Source organism: Janthinobacterium fluminis, assembly GCF_028595325.1.
In the GTDB taxonomy this organism is placed as follows: domain Bacteria; phylum Pseudomonadota; class Gammaproteobacteria; order Burkholderiales; family Burkholderiaceae_D; genus Janthinobacterium; species Janthinobacterium fluminis.
This window is the reverse complement of sequence record NZ_JAQQXR010000004.1, coordinates 377,934-399,607: the sequence shown is the minus strand read 5'-3', so window position 1 is coordinate 399,607 and position 21,674 is coordinate 377,934. Positions and strand designations below refer to the sequence as shown.

10 protein-coding genes and 6 tRNA genes are annotated in these 21,674 nt (G+C 67.0%); all 16 read left to right on the top strand.

Translation table 11 applies throughout. The annotated features are described in order from the left end of the window. The first annotated feature begins 6 nt into the window (after nt 1-6). The 16 genes from uvrC (at nt 7) to OIK44_RS12570 (ending at nt 21,665) form a co-directional block, all read left to right on the top strand. Nucleotides 7-1,875 (top strand): excinuclease ABC subunit UvrC, encoded by a 1,869-nt coding sequence (gene uvrC / locus OIK44_RS12645; RefSeq protein WP_273671108.1) that lies wholly within the window; start codon nt 7-9, stop codon nt 1,873-1,875. 70 nt (nt 1,876-1,945) lie between these two features. Next, nucleotides 1,946-2,527 (top strand): CDP-diacylglycerol--glycerol-3-phosphate 3-phosphatidyltransferase, encoded by a 582-nt coding sequence (gene pgsA, locus OIK44_RS12640; RefSeq protein ID WP_273671107.1) that lies wholly within the window; start codon nt 1,946-1,948, stop codon nt 2,525-2,527. 165 nt (nt 2,528-2,692) lie between these two features. After that, a tRNA-Gly gene (locus OIK44_RS12635) sits at nt 2,693-2,768 on the top strand. Nucleotides 2,769-2,846: 78 nt separating this feature from the next. Further along, nucleotides 2,847-2,922, top strand: a tRNA-Gly gene (locus OIK44_RS12630). A 44-nt stretch (nt 2,923-2,966) separates the two neighbouring features. Continuing rightward, nucleotides 2,967-3,042, top strand: a tRNA-Gly gene (locus tag OIK44_RS12625). A 44-nt stretch (nt 3,043-3,086) separates the two neighbouring features. Further along, a tRNA-Gly gene (locus OIK44_RS12620) sits at nt 3,087-3,162 on the top strand. Nucleotides 3,163-3,208: 46 nt separating this feature from the next. Continuing rightward, a tRNA-Gly gene (locus tag OIK44_RS12615) sits at nt 3,209-3,284 on the top strand. Between the two features lie 55 nt (nt 3,285-3,339). Further along, a tRNA-Cys gene (locus tag OIK44_RS12610) sits at nt 3,340-3,413 on the top strand. A 117-nt stretch (nt 3,414-3,530) separates the two neighbouring features. After that, a complete protein-coding gene (locus OIK44_RS12605) occupies nt 3,531-3,740 on the top strand; it encodes a hypothetical protein (RefSeq protein WP_273671106.1) in 210 nt (69 codons plus the stop codon). 4 nt (nt 3,741-3,744) lie between these two features. After that, complete coding sequence (locus tag OIK44_RS12600; RefSeq protein WP_273671105.1) at nt 3,745-4,092, top strand: type II toxin-antitoxin system RelE/ParE family toxin; 348 nt, start codon at nt 3,745-3,747, stop codon at nt 4,090-4,092. A 557-nt stretch (nt 4,093-4,649) separates the two neighbouring features. Further along, nucleotides 4,650-5,357: an ABC transporter ATP-binding protein gene (locus OIK44_RS12595; protein ID WP_273671104.1), complete on the top strand. Its 708-nt coding sequence runs from the start codon at nt 4,650-4,652 to the stop codon at nt 5,355-5,357. Then, nucleotides 5,354-6,757: an ABC transporter permease gene (locus OIK44_RS12590; protein ID WP_273671103.1), complete on the top strand. Its 1,404-nt coding sequence runs from the start codon at nt 5,354-5,356 to the stop codon at nt 6,755-6,757. The genes OIK44_RS12595 and OIK44_RS12590 overlap by 4 nt, the downstream gene beginning before the upstream one ends. A gap of 160 nt (nt 6,758-6,917) precedes the next feature. After that, the gene (locus tag OIK44_RS12585; protein WP_273671102.1) at nt 6,918-7,640 is read left to right on the top strand and encodes an outer membrane lipoprotein-sorting protein; all 723 of its coding nucleotides are present in this window, start codon (nt 6,918-6,920) and stop codon (nt 7,638-7,640) included. 2 nt (nt 7,641-7,642) lie between these two features. After that, nucleotides 7,643-8,902, top strand: coding sequence for a hypothetical protein (locus OIK44_RS12580; protein ID WP_273671101.1), 1,260 nt, complete (start codon nt 7,643-7,645; stop codon nt 8,900-8,902). 260 nt (nt 8,903-9,162) lie between these two features. Then, nucleotides 9,163-10,041 carry an ACP S-malonyltransferase gene (fabD, locus tag OIK44_RS12575; RefSeq protein WP_273671100.1) on the top strand — a complete coding sequence of 293 codons (879 nt, stop codon included), beginning with the start codon at nt 9,163-9,165 and terminating at the stop codon, nt 10,039-10,041. Continuing rightward, the gene (locus OIK44_RS12570) at nt 10,038-21,665 is read left to right on the top strand and encodes an SDR family NAD(P)-dependent oxidoreductase (RefSeq protein ID WP_273671099.1); all 11,628 of its coding nucleotides are present in this window, start codon (nt 10,038-10,040) and stop codon (nt 21,663-21,665) included. Before fabD ends, OIK44_RS12570 begins: the two co-directional genes overlap by 4 nt. The last annotated feature ends 9 nt before the right edge of the window (nt 21,666-21,674 follow it).

The window sequence follows — 21,674 nt, the reverse complement described above, 5'->3', positions numbered from 1 at the left end:
CAAGCAATGACTGAAGCAATCGTAGAAGCCGGCGCCAACGACGCCCGCGCCCAGGTGCTGGCCACCGTCGCCAAGCTGCCGAATCTGCCCGGCGTGTACCGCTATTTCGACGCCGCCGACGCCGTGCTGTACGTCGGCAAGGCGCGCGACTTGAAGAAGCGCGTGTCGAGCTATTTCCAGAAGAACCTGGCCAGTCCGCGCATCGCCATGATGGTCGAGCGCATCGCCCGCCTGGAAACCACGGTCACGCACAGCGAGGCCGAGGCGCTGATCCTGGAAAACAACCTGATCAAGACGCTGCACCCGCGCTTCAACATCCTGTTCCGCGACGATAAATCCTATCCCTACCTGAAGATCACCGGCGGCGACGCGCCGCGCATGGTGTATTACCGCGGCGCCGTCGACAAGAAGAGCCAGTATTTCGGCCCTTTCCCCAGCGCCTGGGCCGTCAAGGAGTCGATGCAGATCCTGCAGAAGGTGTTCATGCTGCGCTCCTGCGAGGACAGCGTCTACGCCAACCGCACGCGGCCCTGCCTGCTGCACCAGATCCACCGCTGCAGCGCGCCGTGCGTGAACGCCATCAGCCGCGAGGATTACCAGCTCGACGTCGAGAACGCGGCGAAATTCCTGCGTGGGCGCCAGAGCGAGGTGATGGCCGGGCTGGAGGCGAAGATGCACGGCTACGCCGCCGAACTCAAGTTCGAGCAGGCCGTCGTCGTGCGCAACCAGATCGCCTCGCTGTCGCGCGTGCTGCACCAGCAGAGCATGGAGACGACCGGCGACGCCGACGTCGACATCATCGCCGTCATCGTCCAGGGCGGGCGCGCCTGCGTCAACCTGGCGATGGTGCGCGGCGGCCGCCACCTGGGCGACCGCGCCTACTTCCCCAGCCAGTTGAGCGACGCCGCCGCGATCGCCGAGGCGCCCATCGAGGTCGAGGTGCTGACGGCCTTCCTGGTGCAGCACTACACCGAGAAATTCATCCCCGCCACGCTGATCCTGAACATCGAATTCGACCAGCCGGCCCTGATGCTGGCCTTGATGGAGCAGTGCGGCCACCGCATCCACCTGATCTTCCAGCCGCAGGGGCAGCGCCAGCGCTGGCTAGAGCTGGCGCAGAAGGGCGCCGAAATATCGCTGGCGCGCCTGCTGTCGGAGCAGGGCTCGCAGCAGTCGCGCACGCGCGCGCTGGTCGAGGCGCTGAGCCTGGAGACGGACGACATCGACACGCTGCGCGTGGAATGCTTCGACATCAGCCACACCCAGGGCGAGGCGACGCAGGCGTCCTGCGTGGTGTTCCACCACCACGCGATGCAGAACGGCGAATACCGGCGCTACAACATCAACGACATCACGCCCGGCGACGACTACGCGGCGATGCGCCAGGTGCTGATGCGGCGCTACGAGAAGGTGGCGAACGGCGACGGCGTCATGCCCGACGTCGTGCTGATCGACGGCGGCAAGGGGCAGATCGAGATGGCGCGCCAGGTGTTCGCCGAACTGGGGCTCGATATCAGCCTGATCGTCGGCGTGGCGAAGGGCGAGGGCCGCAGGGTCGGCCTGGAGACGCTGCTGTTCGTCGACGGCCGCGCCGCCCAGGAGCTGGGCAAGGAATCGGCGGCGCTGATGCTGGTGGCGCAGATCCGCGACGAGGCGCACCGCTTCGCCATCACCGGCATGCGCGCCAAGCGCGCCAAGACGCGCCAGACCTCGCGGCTGGAGGAGATCGAGGGCATAGGCGCGAAGCGGCGCCAGAAGCTGCTGGCGCGCTTCGGCGGCCTGCGCGGCGTGGTCGACGCCAGCGTCGAGGACCTGATGTCGGTCGAGGGCATCTCGAATCAGTTGGCCGAGGAGATTTACAAGCAGCTGCACTAGGCGAATACCCGCCAGCCATGTAGACTAGCGTGGCAACCCCCGATTCATCCGCCGGTCGATTTTTTATTCTATGCCTTTCAATATCCCGATTTTGCTGACCTGGTTGCGCGTCGCGCTGATTCCGCTGGTCGTCGGCGTGTTTTACCTGCCGCTGCTCTGGCTGCCCAAGGCCGACCAGAACCTGGTGGCCACACTGGTGTTCATTGTCGCCGCCGTCACCGACTGGTTCGACGGCTTCCTGGCCCGCCGCTGGAACCAGACCTCGGCCTTCGGCGCCTTCCTCGACCCGGTCGCCGACAAGCTGATGGTGGCCGGCGCGCTGCTGGTGCTGGTGCAGCTGGACCGCGTCAACGCGGTGCTGGCCTTCATCATCATCGGCCGCGAAATCGCCATCTCCGCGCTGCGCGAATGGATGGCGCAGATCGGCGCCTCGAAATCGGTGGCGGTCAGCTCCATCGGAAAAATCAAGACGGCCGCGCAGATGACGGCGATTCCGCTGCTGCTGTTCCACGACATCCTGTTCGGCGCCGTCGACACCCACATCTGGGGCGAGCGCCTGTTGTGGATCGCCAGCGTGCTGACGGTCTGGTCGATGTTCTACTACCTGCGCCTGGCCTGGCCGCTGATTAAGGAAAAGGCCGGCACCCTGTAGTAAGGGCGGCTCCGCCCGACGCCTGCGGCAGGCGGCGACCGGCAGGCGAACTGCGGCTTCGCTCAGGCCGGTAAATGAAGATCGGCGTTAATCCAGTAAATAGTATGGTTTCGATCATTGACAGACGCTGCGGATGATCTATAATGCTGGCCTGTTGTTGATGACGCGGGAGTAGCTCAGTTGGTAGAGCGCAACCTTGCCAAGGTTGAGGTCGAGAGTTCGAGACTCTTCTCCCGCTCCAGTTTTTCTGGGGTCTGTCGGCAGCGAGAAAGTAGTACTAGATAGGTAGTTAAGTTTCTGTTAGAATCTTGTTCCTAACGCGGGAGTAGCTCAGTTGGTAGAGCGCAACCTTGCCAAGGTTGAGGTCGAGAGTTCGAGACTCTTCTCCCGCTCCAGTTCTGCTGGAGCAGTATGGCAGGCAGTAAAAGCAGTACCCAATGCGGGAGTAGCTCAGTTGGTAGAGCGCAACCTTGCCAAGGTTGAGGTCGAGAGTTCGAGACTCTTCTCCCGCTCCAGCACTAGCTGGTTGGTGTCGTAAATGCAGTATGCAAGCTCCAATGCGGGAGTAGCTCAGTTGGTAGAGCGCAACCTTGCCAAGGTTGAGGTCGAGAGTTCGAGACTCTTCTCCCGCTCCAGTGCAAGCTGGCTGTTGTAGTAAAAGCGAAAATTAGAAGCTCCAATGCGGGAGTAGCTCAGTTGGTAGAGCGCAACCTTGCCAAGGTTGAGGTCGAGAGTTCGAGACTCTTCTCCCGCTCCAGAATTCTGAGGGAAGCTTGAAGGCTTCCCTTTTTGATGTGTTAAGTAGTCCCTCTGGCGAGGTAGCAAAGAGGTTATGCAGCGGCCTGCAAAGCCGTCTAGGTCGGTTCGATTCCGATCCTCGCCTCCAAATTCGATTGCAAAATCAAGAACTAAACCCACTTCCGAGTGGGTTTTTTTCGTTCTGGAACGGGCTTTCTCCGTCAGGCCGGTTTGCATTTTTGCCTGCGGGCGTATAATCGGCCGCATGACATCGCTCAACTTAAAAGCCATCGATCCGGCGGAATTGATGCCGCTCCCCGAAGTCCCTGAAAGCTACGGCCCACGGAACGAGGAGGAGAAGCGCGTTCATGCGCTGGTCAAGGAGGCGCTCGACAGCGGCCCCGGCAAGACTTACGCCAGCGTGTCCGACCTCGTTGCAGAACTACGCGCCGGTATCCCAAGGCTGGGTACGTAGGCGAATGCTCAAGCTGAATGTACGCTCTTCGGCCACCGCCGACTTGAACGAGGCGCTTGCTTACTATGCCGAGGTCGCGCCGGAATTGCCTGACACCTTTCTGGAGCAGCTCTCCATTGCCCTGACCCTGGTGCGGGAGCATCCCAACGTCGGCTCCCGACGTTTCGCCCACCTCTTTCCTGGGATCGATCTGCGTACATGGTCGCTCGACCGTTTCCCGTTTCGGATTTTTTATATGGTCGAAGGCGATACCTTGCACGTGCTGCGGGTCGATCACGAACGGCGAGACGTCACGACCAAGACCCTTGGCCCGCTCGGGCGCACGAAAAGAAGGCGGCCAGTAGGTGAATGATGGCGTTTACTTATCCTAAGCTGGGCCTTGGCCACCAGCGGGCCGTCAATTGAGGTGTGCCGGCTTTTTCTGGACACTCCGTTTGATAAACTAATCAAAGGGAGGACTGATATGAAGTTGAATGCATACGCGGACAAAAGTGTCCGCTATTAGCAGTATCTCAAAACTCCCTCTCCCAAGCAGATTTCAGACCTTCTTGATTCATCAATTCTTTTCTCCGCCTGTGGCAATGCCGTTATTGATAATTATTTCGGACATTCTGCCGCTGCCGATTTTTGCGCCAGAACGGATTCCAGCGGCTTGACTACAGAATGCTGCGTTGACGCATGCATGGTGTTGTGGTCTAATCATTAAGTTTGCAAAAATGATGTCAGCCCATTCCGCGGTGTTCTCCTGGATGGCCAGCCCTGTGCCCGAAGGCGCGCGAGGCTCCTGTTTGCAGACATCGGGCGCGATTTTCCCGCATGGGTATCACGCGATCGGCGATGGCTAGCCATGCCGGTTCAATCAGTTGAAACAGCTTAGTTGGTGTGCACACGACATTCGAAAGGAGCAGCGTGAGTTCAGTCATTCTGAAGCAAGTGGACAAGGCTTACCGCCTGGGTGCGGTTGCCGTCCCGGCCCTGGTAGGCGTCAATCTGGAAATCCGCCCTAATTGCTTTACGGTCATATCCGGCGCGTCCGGCAGCGGCAAGACCACTTTACTGAATATGATAGGCTGCATCGATCGTCCCGATGCCGGCGAAGTTATTCTGGCGGGGCGCTCCGTCAATGCCATGTCGGACAATGAATTGTCCGATTTCCGCGTCCGCCATCTCGGCTTCATTTTCCAGAATTTCAATCTGCTGTCGGTCTTGACGGCCTACGAAAACGTCGAGTATCCGCTGCTATTGGCCAAGACGCCGGCGCGCGAACGCAAGCAGCGCGTGATGGCTTTGCTGGACGCGGTGGGGCTGGCGAACAAGGTCGGCAACCTGCCGGGGCAGCTTTCCGGCGGGCAGCGCCAGCGCGTGGCCATTGCCCGCGCGCTGGCCACGGCGCCGCAACTGGTGTTGGCGGACGAGCCGACGGCCAACCTCGACAGCGAGACTGGCGCGGCCATCATTGCCCTGATGCGCAAGATGCAGCACGAGCACAAGGTGTCGTTTGTCTTTTCTTCCCACGATCCCAAGGTGTTGGCCGAGGCCGACGACGGCGTGTTCATTCGTGACGGCCGTATTACCGGCATCGAGCGGCGCGAAACCGTGCTGGAAAGGGTCGTATGATGGTGTTCTCTCTCGCGTTGCGCAATTTGTTGCGCAATCGGCGCCGCTCCCTGATGACCCTGTCGGCGATGGTGGTCGGACTGGTATCGATGCTGATATTCGGTGGCTATGCACGCAATGCCATTCTCTCCACCCAGACCGGTTACGTGCAATACCACGGTCATCTGCAGATCCAGCGCAAAGGTTATTTCCTCTACGGCAGCGGCAATCCGGTGGCTTACGGCATTTCCGATTATCAGCGCATTATCGACGTCGTCAAGAAAGATCCGGTGTTGCAGCCGATGCTGGTGGTGGTTACGCCTAGTCTGCGGCTGAATGGCATCGCGGGTAATTTCTCGAACGGGGTGTCGAAAGGGGTGGTCGCGGCCGGCGTGGTGGTGGACGACCAGAACAAGATGCGCAAGTGGGACGAGTACGACAGCCTCAGTTACGCCCCCCCGATTGCGCTGTCCGGCACGGCCGCCGATTCGGCGGTCATCGGCACCGGCGTGGCGCGGCTGCTGCAAATGTGCGCGCCGTTAAAGCTCCAGGATTGTCCGTCGGTGGAACAGACCGGCGCTCCCGACGGCGCGGGCGGCAACGCGCCCGCCGCGCCGGCCAATGTGGCGGCCTTGTCGGCGCTGGAGCAGGCCAGCGCGCCGCAGGCCGGCGCCACCGGCATCGAACTGCTGGCGGCGAGCGTGCGCGGCGCGCCCAACGTCGCCGCACTGAACGTCGTGCGGGCGGAAAACTGGGGCGTCAAGGAAATCGACGACTCGCTGATCATCATGCATCTGGACCAGGCGCAGCGATTGGTCTTCGGCGGCGCCGCCCCGCAAGTGACGGCGATCCAGATTCAGTTGGCCCATACCGCGCAGATTCCGGCCGCGCGGGCGCGTCTCGACCAGTTGCTGGCTAGCGAATTCAAGGGGGTGCCGCTGGAAATCCTCGACTATGAAACGCTGACGCCGATCTACAAGCAGGTCATCCAATTTTTCGATTCGATCTTCGGCTTCATGTCTATCCTCATCTATGTGATCGTGCTGTTCACGGTCGGCAATACCATGAGTATGGCGGTGGTCGAGCGCACGGCCGAAATCGGCACCCTGCGCGCCATCGGCCAGCGGCACGGCGGCATACGCAGCCTGTTCGTCTGCGAAGGGGTGTTGCTGGGCTTGATAGGCGCGGTGCTGGGCATCGTCATTGCCTTGCCGATTGCTTATGTGATTAACCACAGCGGCTTGACCTGGGCGCCGCCCGGCTATTCGTATGAATACCCGCTCATGGTCAGGGTGTGGGGCGACAACCGGCTGATGTTCGGTACGGCCTTCAGCCTGGCCATCGTGGCAGTCATCTCCGCCTGGTGGCCGGCCAATCGCGCCGCGAAGCTCAACATCGTTGATGCCTTGCGCCACGTATAGACAAACAGCGCTGCGGCGGCGCGGTGCTCGCATCGCGCCGCCGCGTGGCGTCGGCGCTCTTGCGCTCCTTGATTCAGTACTTCCACGGGGATAACTCGATATGAGAAAGCGGCAATTGATAACTGCTGGCCTGTTTGCGGTGTTGGGATTCGGCGCGGGGATGGCGTTCGCCAAACCGGGCGCGCAGGAAATTCTCGCGGCCAGCGATGCCATTCGTAATCCCGAGCATCCATTCGGTTTGACGACGACCTTGACCGAGTACCGCAACGGCAAGCAGACCGACGTCACGACGCTCGGCGTGTACTCGAAGACGGACAAGGAGAGCGGCCAGTTCCGCAGCCTGATCCGCTTCGTCGCCCCGGTGCGCGACGCCAACAAGTTGATGCTGAAGGCGGGCAACGATCTGTGGTTCTACGATCCGGCCAACAAGGCCAGCATCCGGATTTCACCGCAGCAGCGCCTGCTTGGCCAGGCGGCCAACGGCGACGTCGTGACCTTCAATCTCGCCAGGGACTATCGCGCCACGCTGGTGGGCGAGGAGGAGGTGGTGGACGGCGACCGGCAGAAGCGCAATTGCTACAAGCTGGCGCTTGAGGCGATCAAGCCGGACGTCACCTACCACCACATCGAGACGTGGATCGATACGGCCAACAATCGCCCGATCAAGGCCCGCTTCTACAGCGAAAGCAATCGCCTGCTGAAAACCGCCTATTACCGCCAGTACGAAAAGCAGTTGGGCGCCGAGCGGCCGACCGAAACCGTCATCATCGACGGGCTCGATCCGCAATGGGTGACGGTGCTGCGGTTCGCCAACTGGGTGGAGCGGGATGTGCCGGAAGTGTGGTTGCAGCGCGACTATCTGCCCCGCTTCAAGCCGCAATAGCCGTGCGCGCAGCTTGCACTCTGGCGTTGACGCTGCTGGCCGGCGCGGCGTGGGGACAGGATATGGATGCGGCGGCCCTGTCGCTGCCCGGCAGCGCGCCGCAGGCGGCCGAGAGCCCGCGGGCCTGGCGCCTGTTCGCCGAGGCGGCGGCCGGGCATTCGGTGCTGCGCGACGCCTCGCTCGCCGAGGCGGGCCGCGCCGCCCAGCGCCTGTCGCTCGACCTGCAGGTCGACGCCACGCTGGCGCCCGGCCTGCGCGCCGTGCTGGCCGACCGGCTCGACGTCGACTGGCAGCCGCGCCGGGATAGGCGCAAGCACGTCAATACGCTGAAGGAAGCCTACCTCAGTTGGCAGCCGCGCAACGACATCATCGTCGATGTCGGCCGCGTGAACCAGTATTCGGGCGTCGCCATCGGCTACAACCCGACCGATTTCTTCCGCAAGGGGGCGGTGCGCGCGCCGGTGTCGGTCGATCCGGCCAGCATCAAGAGGGATCGCCAGGGCAGCGTGATGCTGCGCGGCCAGGCGTTGTGGGAAGGCGCCTCGCTGACGGCGCTGTATTCCCCGGCGCTGGGCGGGCAGCCCAGCTCCTCGGCTTTCGACCCCGACTGGGGGGCGACCAATCGCCGCGGCCGCGGCATGCTGATCTTCAGCAAGCGGCTCAGCGAAGATATCAATCCGCAGTGGTTGCTGTACAAGGAGCAGGGCGCCCCGGCGCAGTTGGGCATGAACCTGACCAAGCTGGTCAATGACGCCACGGTGGCCTATGTCGAGTGGTCGGGCGGGCGCAGTCCCACGCTGCTGGCCCAGGCTTTGGGGCAGGAGGGCGCCGGGCCATTCCGCAACCGCGCCGCGGCCGGCCTCACCTACACCACCAGCCACAAGCTGTCGCTGACCTTTGAATACCAATACAACGGCGCCGGCCTGGACAAGGCGCAGTGGGATGCCTTGCCGGCGCTGTCCTTGCCGGCTTACGTCAGGTATCGCGAGTTTGCGCAATCGGCGCAGGACATGCCGACCCGCCGTTCGGCGTTCTTCTATGCCAGCTGGCAGGACTTGCTGGTCAGCCATCTCGACCTGACGGCGATGGTCCGCCGCAATGGCGACGACGGCAGCCGCCTCTCCTGGGCGGAGCTGCGCTATCGCTGGACGCGCGATGAAGTCGCCCTGCAATGGCAGGGGCATAGCGGCGGCTTGCTCAGCGATTACGGCGTGTCGCCTTTGCGCAAGGCTTGGCAGCTTTCATACCGGCATTTCTTTTAATTGCACGATTTAAAATATTTTTTTATACATCATAGCAATTACTTAATGTATCGTACATAATAATGCGTCCGCTGATTGTTTGCGGAAAAGCAATAGTTCGGCGGGGCGGTGATAGCTTCTGATCGTCTGCTCCTTGTGCAGTGGTATGCAAACTTGGCATCTTTTGTTGTGGCAAGTATCTCAGCCCCCCATCAACTGTCGACTTAGGAGCGGAAGAATGGCCGCCTGATCGAGCAGAGGTGCGTATTCGAGGATTCGATATGTCGGTCTTTGTATTTCCGGGTCAAGGCTCCCAGGTCCAGGGTATGGGGCGGGAGTTGTTCGACAGCGTCAGCCAATTCGTCGACGCGGAAGACGACATCAACGACATCCTCGGCTACTCGCTGCGGGAACTGTGCCTGCATAACCGCGACAATCTCTTGCAGCAGACGCAGTACACGCAGACCTGCCTGTATGTCGTCAACGCCCTGCATTACTTCAAGGCCACGGCCGCCGGACGGCGTCCAGCCTACCTGGCCGGACACAGCCTCGGCGAATACACGGCGCTGCTGGCCGCGGGGGCGTTCGGGCTGCTCGACGGCCTTCGGCTCGTCAAGCGGCGCGGCGAGTTGATGGCGCAGGCGCGGCAAGGCGGCATGGCGGCCGTGCTCGGATTGTCGGCCGGCCAGGTCGCCCGCGTGCTCGGCGAGCATGGCTTGTCCTCCATCGACGTCGCCAATTTCAATTCCCCGACGCAAGTGGTGATTTCCGGCCCAAGCGCGGATATCCAGCGGGCCGGCAGCCATTTCACCGACGCGGGGGCGCGGCTGTATGTGCCCTTGCAGGTCAGTGCCGCCTTCCATTCCCGCTACATGGCCGACGCGGCGGAGCAATTTTCCGTATTCCTGGAGGACTTCACCTTCCAGCCCTTGCGCGTGCCGGTCGTGGCGAACCTGACTGGCCGCCCCTATCCGGCCGGCGATCCGTCCAAGGTCATCCGGCCGTTCCTGGCCGCCCAGATCGCCCGCCCGGTGCTGTGGAATGAATCGCTTTCCTGGCTAATCCGGGCGGGCCAGTCGGACTTCGTCGAGATGGGACCCGGGCAGGTGCTCAGCAAACTGGCGGGCGAGGTCGAAAAATCCATGGCGGTGCACTCATGACGATGGCCGGGCTGAGCATGGCCGCAGAGCTGGCGGCACACATCAAGGGTTTCGTTGCCGTGCCCGTGATCGAGGTTTGCCGGTCGGCAGGCTTATTCACCCGCATGCAGCCGGGCAAGCGTTTTGCCGGCGACGCGCTGGCGGCGAAACTGCGGCTGCGCCCGGAGGGCTTGGCGCAGGCCCTGCGCGTGCTGGAGTCGATCGGCTGGGCCGAGGCCTGCGATGCGGGCCGCTGGCGCCTGACGGCCGCCACGGCCTCGGTCCAGGCGCTGCCAGCCCAGGCTCTGCGGCTGCCAACGACAGCATTCCGCGAGCTGCTGCAAGCCGAGGCGGAGCAGACCGTGTTGCTCAGTCAATGTCTGGACCTGTGCCGGCGCCGCTGGGACGTGCGCGATGGCGCATTTGCCGGGCTGATCGACGGCCTGCTGCTGGTGCCCCTGGTGCACGGGATGCGCCACGCCGCGTCCAGTGTTGCGCAGGACGGCCTGGTCGAGGTGCTGCAGCGGCTGCCGTCCGGACCCGCCCGGGAACTGGAAGCGTTTTTTGCCGAACTGCGCTGGGTGGAGCGCGGCGCGGCCGGCCTGGCGGCGACAGCCGCGGGCGAGCAGGGGTGGCGCGCGACGGCGGACGCGTCCTTGCTGCTGCGCCACGCGCCCTTGCTGGCCAGGCTGGGGCAGGTCCTGGCGGTGGATGCCGCCTTGGCGCAAGCGCCTTCCTTGAACGACGCCCCCAAGCTTGACGATCCGCGCATCGACAGCATGTGGCCGGAGATCGAACGCTGCGTGCTGGAGGTGTTCGATCAACTGCCGGTGTCGGTGCAGCCGAAGTACCTGGCCTGCTGGCATCTGGGCGGCCAGGAACGGATCGAGCGGCTGGCGGCGGCGATCCGCACCCGCACCCGGCGCGGCCGGCTGCTCGACGCGCATCCGCTGGACATGCTTGCCGTGCAAACGGCGCGGGAGGGCGGTGAACATGACCAGTCTCCCCTGGCCGCGCATGGCGTCGCCATCCGGGTCCTGGAGGGCGACTGCCTGAATCCTGAAGCGCTGCTGCAGACGCTGCGCCGCGCGCCGCAGGCCGGCGCGGCCGACCAGGGGCTGCATCTGGTGAACCTGCCGGGCCGCCGCATGCTGGACGACGGGGCGGATATCGACCCCGCCCGCGTGCTGGCCGGATGGGCCGCCGTGGCCTCGCCGCATGGCTGTGTGCTGATCGAGGAACACGGGCGCGAGCAGCACGTGGTCGCGCTGCCCCATGACGCTGCCACGGCCGCCTTCGACCACTACCTGGATATCCTGCAGGCATGCGAGCAGCAGCAATTGCGCAGCGCCGACGATTGGCTGATGGCGGCCGCCGGCTGCGGCCTCTTTCCCGTGGCCGGCGCCGGCGTCAGCCGGCCGGCCACGTTGCCCTTGGCCCGTTGGAGCTTGCATCGTTTTGAGCCGCGCGACTACCGGATTCGTCCCGCCCGCGCGGCCGACCTGCCCGAGCTGCTGGCGCTGGAGCAGCTTTGCTGGGGCAGCGAGCTGGCCGCCGGCAAAGCGACGCTGCGCGAGCGAATGCGGCGCCATCCGGGCGGGCAGATGGCATTGGACATCGGCGGACGGCTGGGCGGGGCCATGTATTCGCAGCGCATCAGAACCCGCGAAGACGTGGTGTCGGCCACGGCGGCCACGGCCATCCGGCGCCATGCGCCCGACGGCCTCATCGTCCAGCTGCTGGCCGTCAACGTGCAGCCGGAGCTGCAAAACCGCAGCCTCGGCGACCAGTTGCTGGAGTTTATGCTGCACCGCTGCGCGGTGATGGACGGCGTGCGCAGCGTGCTGGCGGTCACCCGCTGCAAGGATTATCCGCAGCATCCCGACGTCGACGCGGCCAGTTACCTGCGGCTGCGCAACGAGCGGGGCAGCCTGGTCGATTCGGTGCTGCGTTTCCACGAACTGCACGGCGCGCGCATCGAGCAACTGGTGCCGCGCTACCGGCCCAAGGACGGCATCAATCTGGGCAACGGCGTGCTGGTTGCTTACGACATCCGCCATCGCGCCCGCAACGAGGTCGCCATCGCCGGGCAGGCGGAGGCCGGCGGCGCCGAGCGGATGGAGCCGGCGGCCATCGAACGCGACGTCGCGGCGCTGATCGGCGCCTTGCTGCCCGAGCCGGACAGCTTTGCCGCTTCCCGGCCGCTGATCGAGATGGGGCTCGATTCCGCCGACCTGCTGCAACTGACCGAGGCACTGTCGCACCGCTATGCATGCAAGCTCGGCAGCGCCTTTTTCTTTGAATTCAATACCTGCGCCAAGGTGGTGCGGGAACTGGCCGCGCGGCTTGGCCAGCGCCGCGACGACAAGCCGGCGGCGCCGTCGCGGAGCGCCGCCGTCCCCGGCGACGGCCACGAAGCGGTTGCCATCGTCGGCGTCGCCTTGCGGCTGCCCGGCGACATCCATGACCTCGACGCGCTGTGGTCGCTGCTGATCGAGGGACGCGACGCGATCGGCACGCTGCCGCAGGATCGTTGGCGCTGGCCCGGGGCGGTTGATCCGGCCTCGACGCACCAGGGCATCGACCGCTGCGGCGTGATGCGCGACGTCGGCCATTTCGACGCGGAGTTCTTCCGCCTGTCGCCGCGCGAGGCGGAGCTGATGGACCCGCAGCAGCGCATCCTGCTGGAACTGGCCTGGCAGTGCATCGAGGATGCCGGCTACCAGGCCAGCCAGCTGGCCGGCGGCGCCACCGGCGTGTATGTCGGCGCCAGCGGCTCCGACTACCAGCATCTGCTGCAGCAGCAGCCGGAGGTCGCGGCGCAGTATGGCTTGGCCAAGTCGATGGCCATCCTGGCGAATCGCATCTCGTACTTCTTCGACTTCCAGGGGCCGAGTCTGCAGATCGACACCGCGTGTTCGAGTTCGCTGGTGGCGGTCAACCAGGCGTTGCAGGCCCTGCGCGACGGCACCTGCACGCAGGCCCTGGTGGCCGGCATCAACGTCATGGCCGACCCGGCGACGACGCTTGCCTACTATAAGGCCGGCATGTTGTCGAAAAGCGGCTTGTGCCGCACCTTCGACGCCGGCGCGGACGGCTACGTCAGGTCCGAGGGGGCCGTGGCGATGCTGCTCAAGCCGCTGGCGCAGGCCCGCCGCGACGGCGACCACGTCTACGCCTTGCTGCGCGGCGGCGCGGTCAACCATGGCGGGCGCGCCGGCGGCCTGACCGTGCCGCATCCGATCCGCCAGGCCGAGCTGCTGGTGCAGGCTTATGCGAATGCCGCCGTGGGGCCGCAGCGGCTGAGCTACATCGAAGCCCATGGCACAGGCACGCCGCTGGGCGACCCGGTGGAACTGCAAGGCATCAAGGAGGCGCTCCGGCACATGGCGGGAGCCGCCGGCGCCTCCCAGGTGTGCGGCGTCGGATCGGTGAAGACCAATCTGGGCCATCTTGAAGCCGCCGCCGGCATGGCCGGCATGTTGAAGGTCGTGCTCTGCATGCGGCACCGGATGCTGCCCCCGAATGCCCATTTCCGCAGCCTCAATCCGGAGATCGATCTCGGCGGCAGCGGCCTGTTTGTCGTCGAGCAGGCGCAGACCTGGCATGCCGGCGACCAGGCTGGCCCCCTGCTGGCGGGCGTCAGCAGTTTCGGCTCCGGCGGCACGAACGCCCATGTGGTGCTCGAAGAGGCGCCGCCGGCCTTGCGCCGGCCGTCCGGGCCGGCGGCGGCGCTGTTGCCGCTCTCGGCCGCGACGCCGGAACAACTGCGGCAGTATGCGGCCAACGTCGCCGCCTTCATCCGCAAGGCCCGCCCGGACATCGCGGCGCTCTGCCACACCATGCAAGTGGGGCGCACGCCGATGCGTTTGCGCGTCGTCTTCCTCGCCCCACGGGTCGAAACCCTGCTGGCGCAGCTCGACGCCTATGCCGCCGGCCAGGCGCCGACCGAGGGCGTGGTGGAAGCGGCCGGGATGCCGGAGCCCGCTTCGCCGCTGCATGTGGGCCTGAGAAAGCACGCCACCGGGCAGGAACTGAGCCGGGCTTGCCTGGCATGGGTGCAGGGGGCGGACGTGGATTGGCAGACGCTGCATGGCGCGGCGGCGCCGTCGCGTATCGCCGTGCCGACCTATCCGTTCGCCCGCGAGCGCCACTGGGTGCCGCCGGCTGCGGCGGCAACGCCGGGCGGGCCGGCGGCCATGCATCCGCTGGTGCAGCGCAATACCTCGACGCTGGCGGGACTGCGCTTTAGCACGCATCTCGATGCGCGCGGCTTCGAGTTGCAGGATCATGTGGTGCGCGGACGCAAGGTACTGCCCGCCGCGGCGCACCTGGAGATGGCGCGGGCGGCGCTGGCGTTCGCCCAGGATACGGCTGCGGGGACAACGCGGGCCGAGCTGCGCGACGTGGTGTTCCTGCGCCCGGCGGCCGCCGGCGACGACGGCCTGGATCTGCACGTCAAGCTGCGCGCGGGGGAGGACGGCGAGCTGGCCTACGAGATTTGCGGCGCAAGCGGCCATGACGACGCCGACCCGGTGGTGTACTGCCGCGGCCGCGCGCTGGCGCCGCCGCCGTCGGCCGCCGGCTTCATCGACGTGGCGGCGCTGGAGGCGCGCTGCGAGCGGAACTGGGACGTGGCGGAACGTTATGCCGCGTTCGAGCGCTCGGGGCTCAGCTATGGACCGGGATTCCGCGGCCTGACGGCATTGCGCTCCGGCCGCGACGCCGATGGCGAATTGGCCGTGGCACGGCTGGCGCTGCCGGCGGCGTTGCCGGAGCAGCCCGCCTACCTGCTGCACCCGAGCCTCGTCGATGCGGCGATCCAGGCCGGCCTGGCGGTGACGTTCGGCCCGGACCAGCAGGCGACCTTGTTGCCGTTTGCGCTGGAGCGCCTGGAAGTGTGGTCGGCCGTGACGCAGCGGGGGGCCGTGGTGGTCCGGCGCAGCGCCGGCCCGGATGGCCCGGTGCGCAAGCTGGACCTGACGCTGGTCGATGAGGCGGGGCGCGTATGTGCCCGGCTGGCGGGCCTCAGTTGCCGTGAATTGCCGGGTGAGCGTGCCGGCGCGGCAGCGCCCGCCGCCCCGGCGCCGCGCACCTTGCTGGCGGCGCCGCGCTGGGTGCAAACCCATGCGTCTGGCGACGGAACCGGCCATGCGGGGCATGTCGTGGTCCTGTGCGAGGTCGACGAAGCGGCGGCGCGCGCGCAGGCCGGCAGCCACTGGGACGGCGCGGACGTCCGGTGCCTGCAGGCCGACCCGGCAGCCGCGCTGGCGGAGCGCTACGGCGCCTACGCGCAGCAGTTGTTGCTGCTGGCGCAGGAAGTCGCCTCGGGCGCGGCGGCGGGCACGCTGCTGCTGCAACTGGTGGTGCAGCAGCACGGCGACGGCGAGGTGCTGCGCGGCCTGGAAGCGTTGCTGAAGACGGCCAGCCAGGAGAGCCCGCGGCTGCGGGTGCAGGTGCTGGCGTCGGGGCCGGGCGGCTTGCACGCGGTGGAGCTCGGCTTCGATCCGGAGCACATCCTGGCCGACACCGCGACCAACCCGGGGGTGCGCCTGGCGCGGGACGGCGGCGTGTACCTGATTACCGGCGGCCTGGGAGGGCTGGGCATGCTGTTGGCGCGGGCCTGTGCCGGACAGGCAAAGGACGTGACGCTGGTGCTGACCGGCCGGCGCGCGGTAGCCGACGACGATGCGCGCCTGCTGGCCCTGCGCCAGTCGGGCGCGCGCGTCGACTACCGCGCCGTCGACGTCAGCGATGCGGCCGCCGTACAGGGGCTGATGCGGCACCTTGCCGCCCACCACGGCGTACTCACGGGTGTCGTGCATAGCGCCGGGGTATTGCGCGACGGTTTTCTGTTGCATAAAAGTATAGAGGAACTGCAGGAGGTGCTGCTGCCCAAGGCGCGGGCCCTGCAGGTGCTGGACGAGGCGACCCGCGCGCAGCCGCTGGACTATTTCGTCGCCTTTTCCTCGGTCGCCGCCGTGTTCGGCAACGTCGGGCAGGCCGACTATGCCGTGGCCAACGCCTTCATGGATGGCTATATGCGCCAGCGGGCCGCGCGGGTGCGGCAGGGCCAGGCGACCGGCCGGACCCTGTCGGTGAACTGGCCGCTGTGGGCCGACGGCGGCATGCAAGTCGACGCGGCGACGCTGCAGCGCATGCGGCGCAGCACCGGCATGGCGCCGCTGCCAACCGCGCCGGCGCTGCTGGCGCTGCGCACCTTGCTGGCCGGCGACGGCGCGCAGTGGCTGGTGCTGCACGGCGAAGCGGCGCAACTGGCGCACAGCCTGCTGCGCGCGCCGGGCCAGGCCTCGCTCACGTCGGCGCCGGCCTTGCCGAGTGCCGCCACGCCGTTGCCGCATGCGGCGCTTGCCGACGGCTTGCGCGACCGCGCCCGCCATTGGGTCAGCGAAGTGCTGGCGCGGCGCCTGAAGCTGCCGGTGGCGCGGATCAGCGCAGCCGCGCCGGTCGAGCGCTACGGCATAGACTCGATCATGATGACGGAACTCGTCGACGAGTTTGAGAAGAGCCTTGGGGCCTTGCCGAAGACGCTGTTTTTTGAATATGCCACCGTGGATGCGCTGGCCGGCTACTTTGCCGCCCACCACGCCGGGCGGCTGGCCGGCCTGCTGGGGGCGGGGGCGCCGGCCGTGGCGTTGGCGGCCACGGCGTCCGCCGGCCTCGCCGTGCCGATGCCGGCCCCGGCGCCGGTTTCGGCTCCGGCCGGCGCGCCGGCGGCGGCCGGGATCGCGGTCATCGCCGTCAGCGGCCGTTATCCGCAGGCGGTCGACCTGTCGGCGTTCTGGGCCAATTTGCGCGCGGGGCGCGATTGTGTCGTCGACGTGCCGCCGCAGCGCTGGGACCACGCCAGTTATTTCGATCCCCGCAAGGGCGTGCCGGGCAAGAGTTACTGCAAGTGGGGCGGCTTCATCGACGCCGTCGACCAGTTCGACGCGCCGCTGTTCAACATCGCGCCGCGGGATGCCGCCGCGCTCGACCCGCAGTGCCGGATTTTCCTGGAACTTACCTGGGAACTGCTGGAGCGTGGCGCCTACACGGCCGACAGCCTGCGGACCCGCCATCAGGGCGGCGTCGGCCTGTACGTCGGCTCGATGTACCAGCAGTACCGTTCGTCGTACCCGGAAACGGACTTCAATCCGGCCATGCAGATCACGTCCTTCAGCGCGATCGCCAACCGCGTATCGTCTTACTTCGGCTTCGAGGGGCCGAGCGTGGCGCTCGACACCATGTGCTCGTCGTCGGCGATGGCCATTCATATGGCCTGCCAGGCCCTGGCCAGCGGCGAGTGCGCGGTCGCCGTCGCCGGCGGCGTCAATCTGTCGATCCACCCGTATAAGTATGTCGGCTTGAGCCAATGGCAACTGCTGGGCAGCCACGCGGCCTCGCGCAGCTTCAGCGACGGCGACGGCTACCTGCCGGCCGAGGGGGCGGGGGCGGTGTTGCTGAAGCCGCTGGCGGACGCACAGCGGGACGGCGACGCCATCCTGGCCGTCATCAAGGGCACGGCGACCCGCCACAGCGGCCACAGCAGCGGTTACATGCAGCCGAATCTGCAGGCGCAGGCGGGGGTGATGGCCGCCGCCCTGGCGCAGGCCGGCCTCGGCGCCGACGCCATCGGCTATGTCGAGGCGGCCGCCAATGGCGGGGCCATGGGTGACGCCATCGAGGTGCTGGCCCTGCAAAAGGTGTTCGCCCAGCGCCGGGAGGAGGCGGCCGCGCGCGTGCCGATCGGCTCCGTCAAGTCCAACATCGGCCACGCCGAGGCGGCTTCCGGCATCTCCCAGCTTACCAAGGTGCTGTTCCAGTTGCAGCATCGCACACTGGTGCCGACCATTCTGGCGTCGCCGCCGAATCCGCACATCGACTTCGCGCGCAGTCCATTCCGCCTGCAGACCGAACTGGCGGACTGGGAAATGCCGCGCGCCGAAGGCGAAGGCGCCAGCCCGCCGCCGCGGCGCGCGCTGATCAATTCCTTCGGCGCGGGCGGAAGCTACGTCAGCATGGTGGTCGAGGAGTATGTCGCGGCGGCCGCCGTGGTCCCGGCCCCGCCGCCGGACGGGCCGCAGATCGTCGTCCTGTCGGCCCTGACGCCGCCGCAGTTGCTGGCGCAGGCGGAGCGGCTGCTCCGCCACGTCGAAGACCATGCCGGACTCGCGCTGGAAGACATCGCCGGCACCTTGCAGACGGCGCGGCAGGCGATGCGCATGCGGCTGGCCTGGGTTGCGGCCGACCGCGATGGCCTGCTGGCGGGACTGCGGGCCTTCGTCGCGCATGGCGGCCCGCCCGCCGGGCCGGACGCGCCGGCGCTGCACCACGCCGACGTGGATGCGCTGCCCGAGGCCGTGGCCCGCCTGCTGAGCGGCGGCGTGGCCGACGCCGTGCTGGAGCAACTGGTCGCCCGGTGCGATCTCGACGGCTTGGCGCTGTATTGGACCCAGGGCGGCGCCATACCCTGGGAACGGCTGGACGCGCATGTCGCCGCGCGCCGGGTTGCGTTGCCGACCTATCCGTTTGCCCGGCAGCGTCACTGGATACCGCTGCTGGCGGAAGGCGGCGCGGCCGTTGCCGACGCCGCGCCGGACGCAGCGCCGGCCGCGCCGCCGGATGCGGCCGGCGCCGGCGCAGCCGTGCTGGCCAGGCTGGGCCAGGTGCTGGGTCTGGCGCCGGATGGGCTGGCGTCGTCGCAAACCCTGCGTGAGCTGGGCTTCAACTCGATCCATGCCGTCACGCTGAAACATCTGCTCGACAGAAGCTTCGGCCGCGACATTCCGGTCGCCACGCTGGCCGACACGCGCCAGACGGCCGCGCAATTGGCCTCGTCGGTCGAGGCGCTGGTGGGGCCGCTTGCGCGCGGCGGCGCCGCGCCGCAGGCGGACGGCGCGGTCGAGGCGCCGCAGTTGCTGTCCCGACCAGAAGAGTGCTACCAGCCGTTTCCCCTCACCGACGTTCAGGAAGCGTTCTACGTGGGCCGCGCGCTCGGCGCGCCGCTCGACGGCGCCTATATTTACTTCGAACTGGAGCTCGGGAGCGGCGTGGCGCTGGACGCCCTGTCGGAGAGTTGGGAGCGCCTGGTTGCGCGCCACGCCATGCTGCGGGCGGTCATCGACGCGGACGGCCGCCAGCGTATCCTTGAGCATGTCCCCGCCTATCGCATCCGGGTGGCCGACTGGCGCCGGATGGACGCCCGTGGACGCGCCGAAAGCCATGCCGCGTTGCGCGAGCGGATGCAGCGGCAGGCCCCCGACGTCGCCGCCTGGCCGCGCTTCGACATCCGTGTCTCGCTCCACGACGGCCAGCGCCAGTTACTTCACTTCGGCATCGATGAATTGATCGCCGATGGGCCATCCGCTTACCAGCTGATGCGCGAATGGGCGCGGGCCTGCCGCGAGCCGGAGCGGCGGCCCGCGCCGCTGGAGGCGACGTTCCGCGACTATGTCTTTGCGCTCAAGGCGCAGGAAGACAAACCGGGCGCCGCCGCCGACCTGGCCTATTGGACGGAACGCCTGGACGGGCTGCCGGCCGGTCCGGCGCTGCCCCTGCACGCCGGACCGGCCGCCGCAGCGGGGCGGCGCACCCGGCTGCTGCATCGCCTGTCGCAAGGGCAGCGCGCGGCGCTTGAAGAGAAGGCGCAGTCCGCGGGCGTCTCGTTGACCGTACTGCTGCTCACCCTGTTCAGCGAACTGCTGCGTGCCTGGACCGCGAACCCGCGCTTCACGCTGGTGCTGACCTACGCCAATCGCCTGCCGCTGCATCCGCAAATTCCCGACATCGTCGGCCCGGCGATTTCCACCGCCTTCTTCGTCGCCGAGGCCCGGTCCGGCGCCAGCCTCGACGAGCTGGCGCTGGCCTACCAGCAAGCGCTGTGGCAAGACCTGGACCACATGCGGGTCAGCGGCGTGCGCGTGCTGCGCGAACTGAAAGTGCGCAAGCTGGTTCCGGCCGGCGCCACCTTTCCGGTCGTGTTCACCTCGATGCTGAACAGCGCCTCGGCGCCGGCCGAGGAGACGGCGCAGGACTGGCCGATTTCCTACACGCTGAACCAGACGCCGCAGGTGTTTCTCGACCACCAGGTGCTGGACCAGGACGGCGCACTGCAGCTCAGCTGGGACGTGGCGGAGGGCCACTACGCCGAAGGGCTGGTGGCGCGGATGTTCGACGCCTACGGGCGCTGCCTGGACGAGCTGGCCGCCGGCCGGCGCAACTGGGACCGGGCGCCGTTCGACGGCGCGGCGGCTCCGGGAGCGGCACAGGACGGCGCGCGCGGCTTGACCGTGCGCAGCCGGCCCGACGCCGGCGCCGCGCCGTTTCCACTCAGCGACCAGCAACATGCCTATGCTTTCGGACGGGCGGCGCAGTCCGGCGACGGGCTGAGCTGCCAGTATTACCAGGAAATAGAAAGTCCGGACCTGGATCTCGATCGGCTGTCGCGGGCCTGGGCGGCGCTGATGGAGCGGCACCCGATGCTGCGCGTGGTGGTCGGCGCGGACGGTACGCAGCGCCTGCCGCAAACGCCGCCATCCTATACAATCCGCAGCGCCGACTTGAGCGCCCTCGGCGCGCCGGCCCGCGAACGCGCGCTCGACCTCACCCGGCGGCAGATGGTCGAGCGCAATGCGCCGCTGGACGGCTGGCCCTTCTTTGAAATCCGCGTGTCGCGGCTGTCTGCGTCAAGCTGCCGTCTCCACGTCACCTTGGACATGCTGATCGCCGACGGCAGCAGCATCGTGCTGGTGCTCAACGAGCTGCTGGCCGCTTACCAGTATCCGCAGCGTCCGCTTGGCGTGCCGGCATTGACCTTCCACGACTATCAGATGGCGGTGCAGGACTTCAAGGGCAGCCAGGCCCAGCGCGACAGCCTGGCTTACTGGAACGCCAAATTTGCCGAATTGCCGGGCGCTCCGCGCCTGTCCGCAGCCGTTGCCGGCGCACCGCATGGCGGGCCGCTGGCCCATGCCCGCGTCGAAGGTCTGTTGTCCGGCTGGCCGGCCTTGCGCGGCCGCGCGCAGGCGCTGGGTGTGACGCCCAGCGTGGTGCTGCTGGCCGCCTATCTGGAGACGCTGTCGGCATGGAGCGACCGGGCGCCGCTCACGGTGGTCGTGCCGAACTGGGACCGCTTGCCGGTGCATGCCGACGTGAACCAGGTCGTCGGCGATTTCACCGCCCTGGCCTGGGTCGTCCATGACGGCGTGCCGAGGCCGTTCCGGGAACGCGTGCTCGATGTCGCCGCGCAGTTGCGCGCCGACCTGGCTCAGCGCCCCGTCAGCGGCCTGGCGGCCCTGCGCCGGCGCGCCTTGCGGCAGCCGGCGCAGCCGCTGCAGTTCCCCGTGGTGTTTACCAGCGAGATGCCGGGCGTAGTGCTGCCGGCTGAAGGAAGCTGGTCGGTGACCGTGGCGCAGAGCAAGACACCGGGCGTACACCTCGACAACATCAGCGCCGAACGGGATGGCAGCCTGCATTGCGCCTGGGATTATGTGCCGGCGATGTATCCGGCGCCGCTGATCGAGGCAATGTTCCAGGCTTATTTGCAGATGCTTGAAAGCGTGGCGGACGACGCGGCGGCCTGGCGCGAGAGCAGCCCGGCCGCCGCGCCTTCCGCCCGCCGGCAACAATTCGATTCACACTAATAGATGATA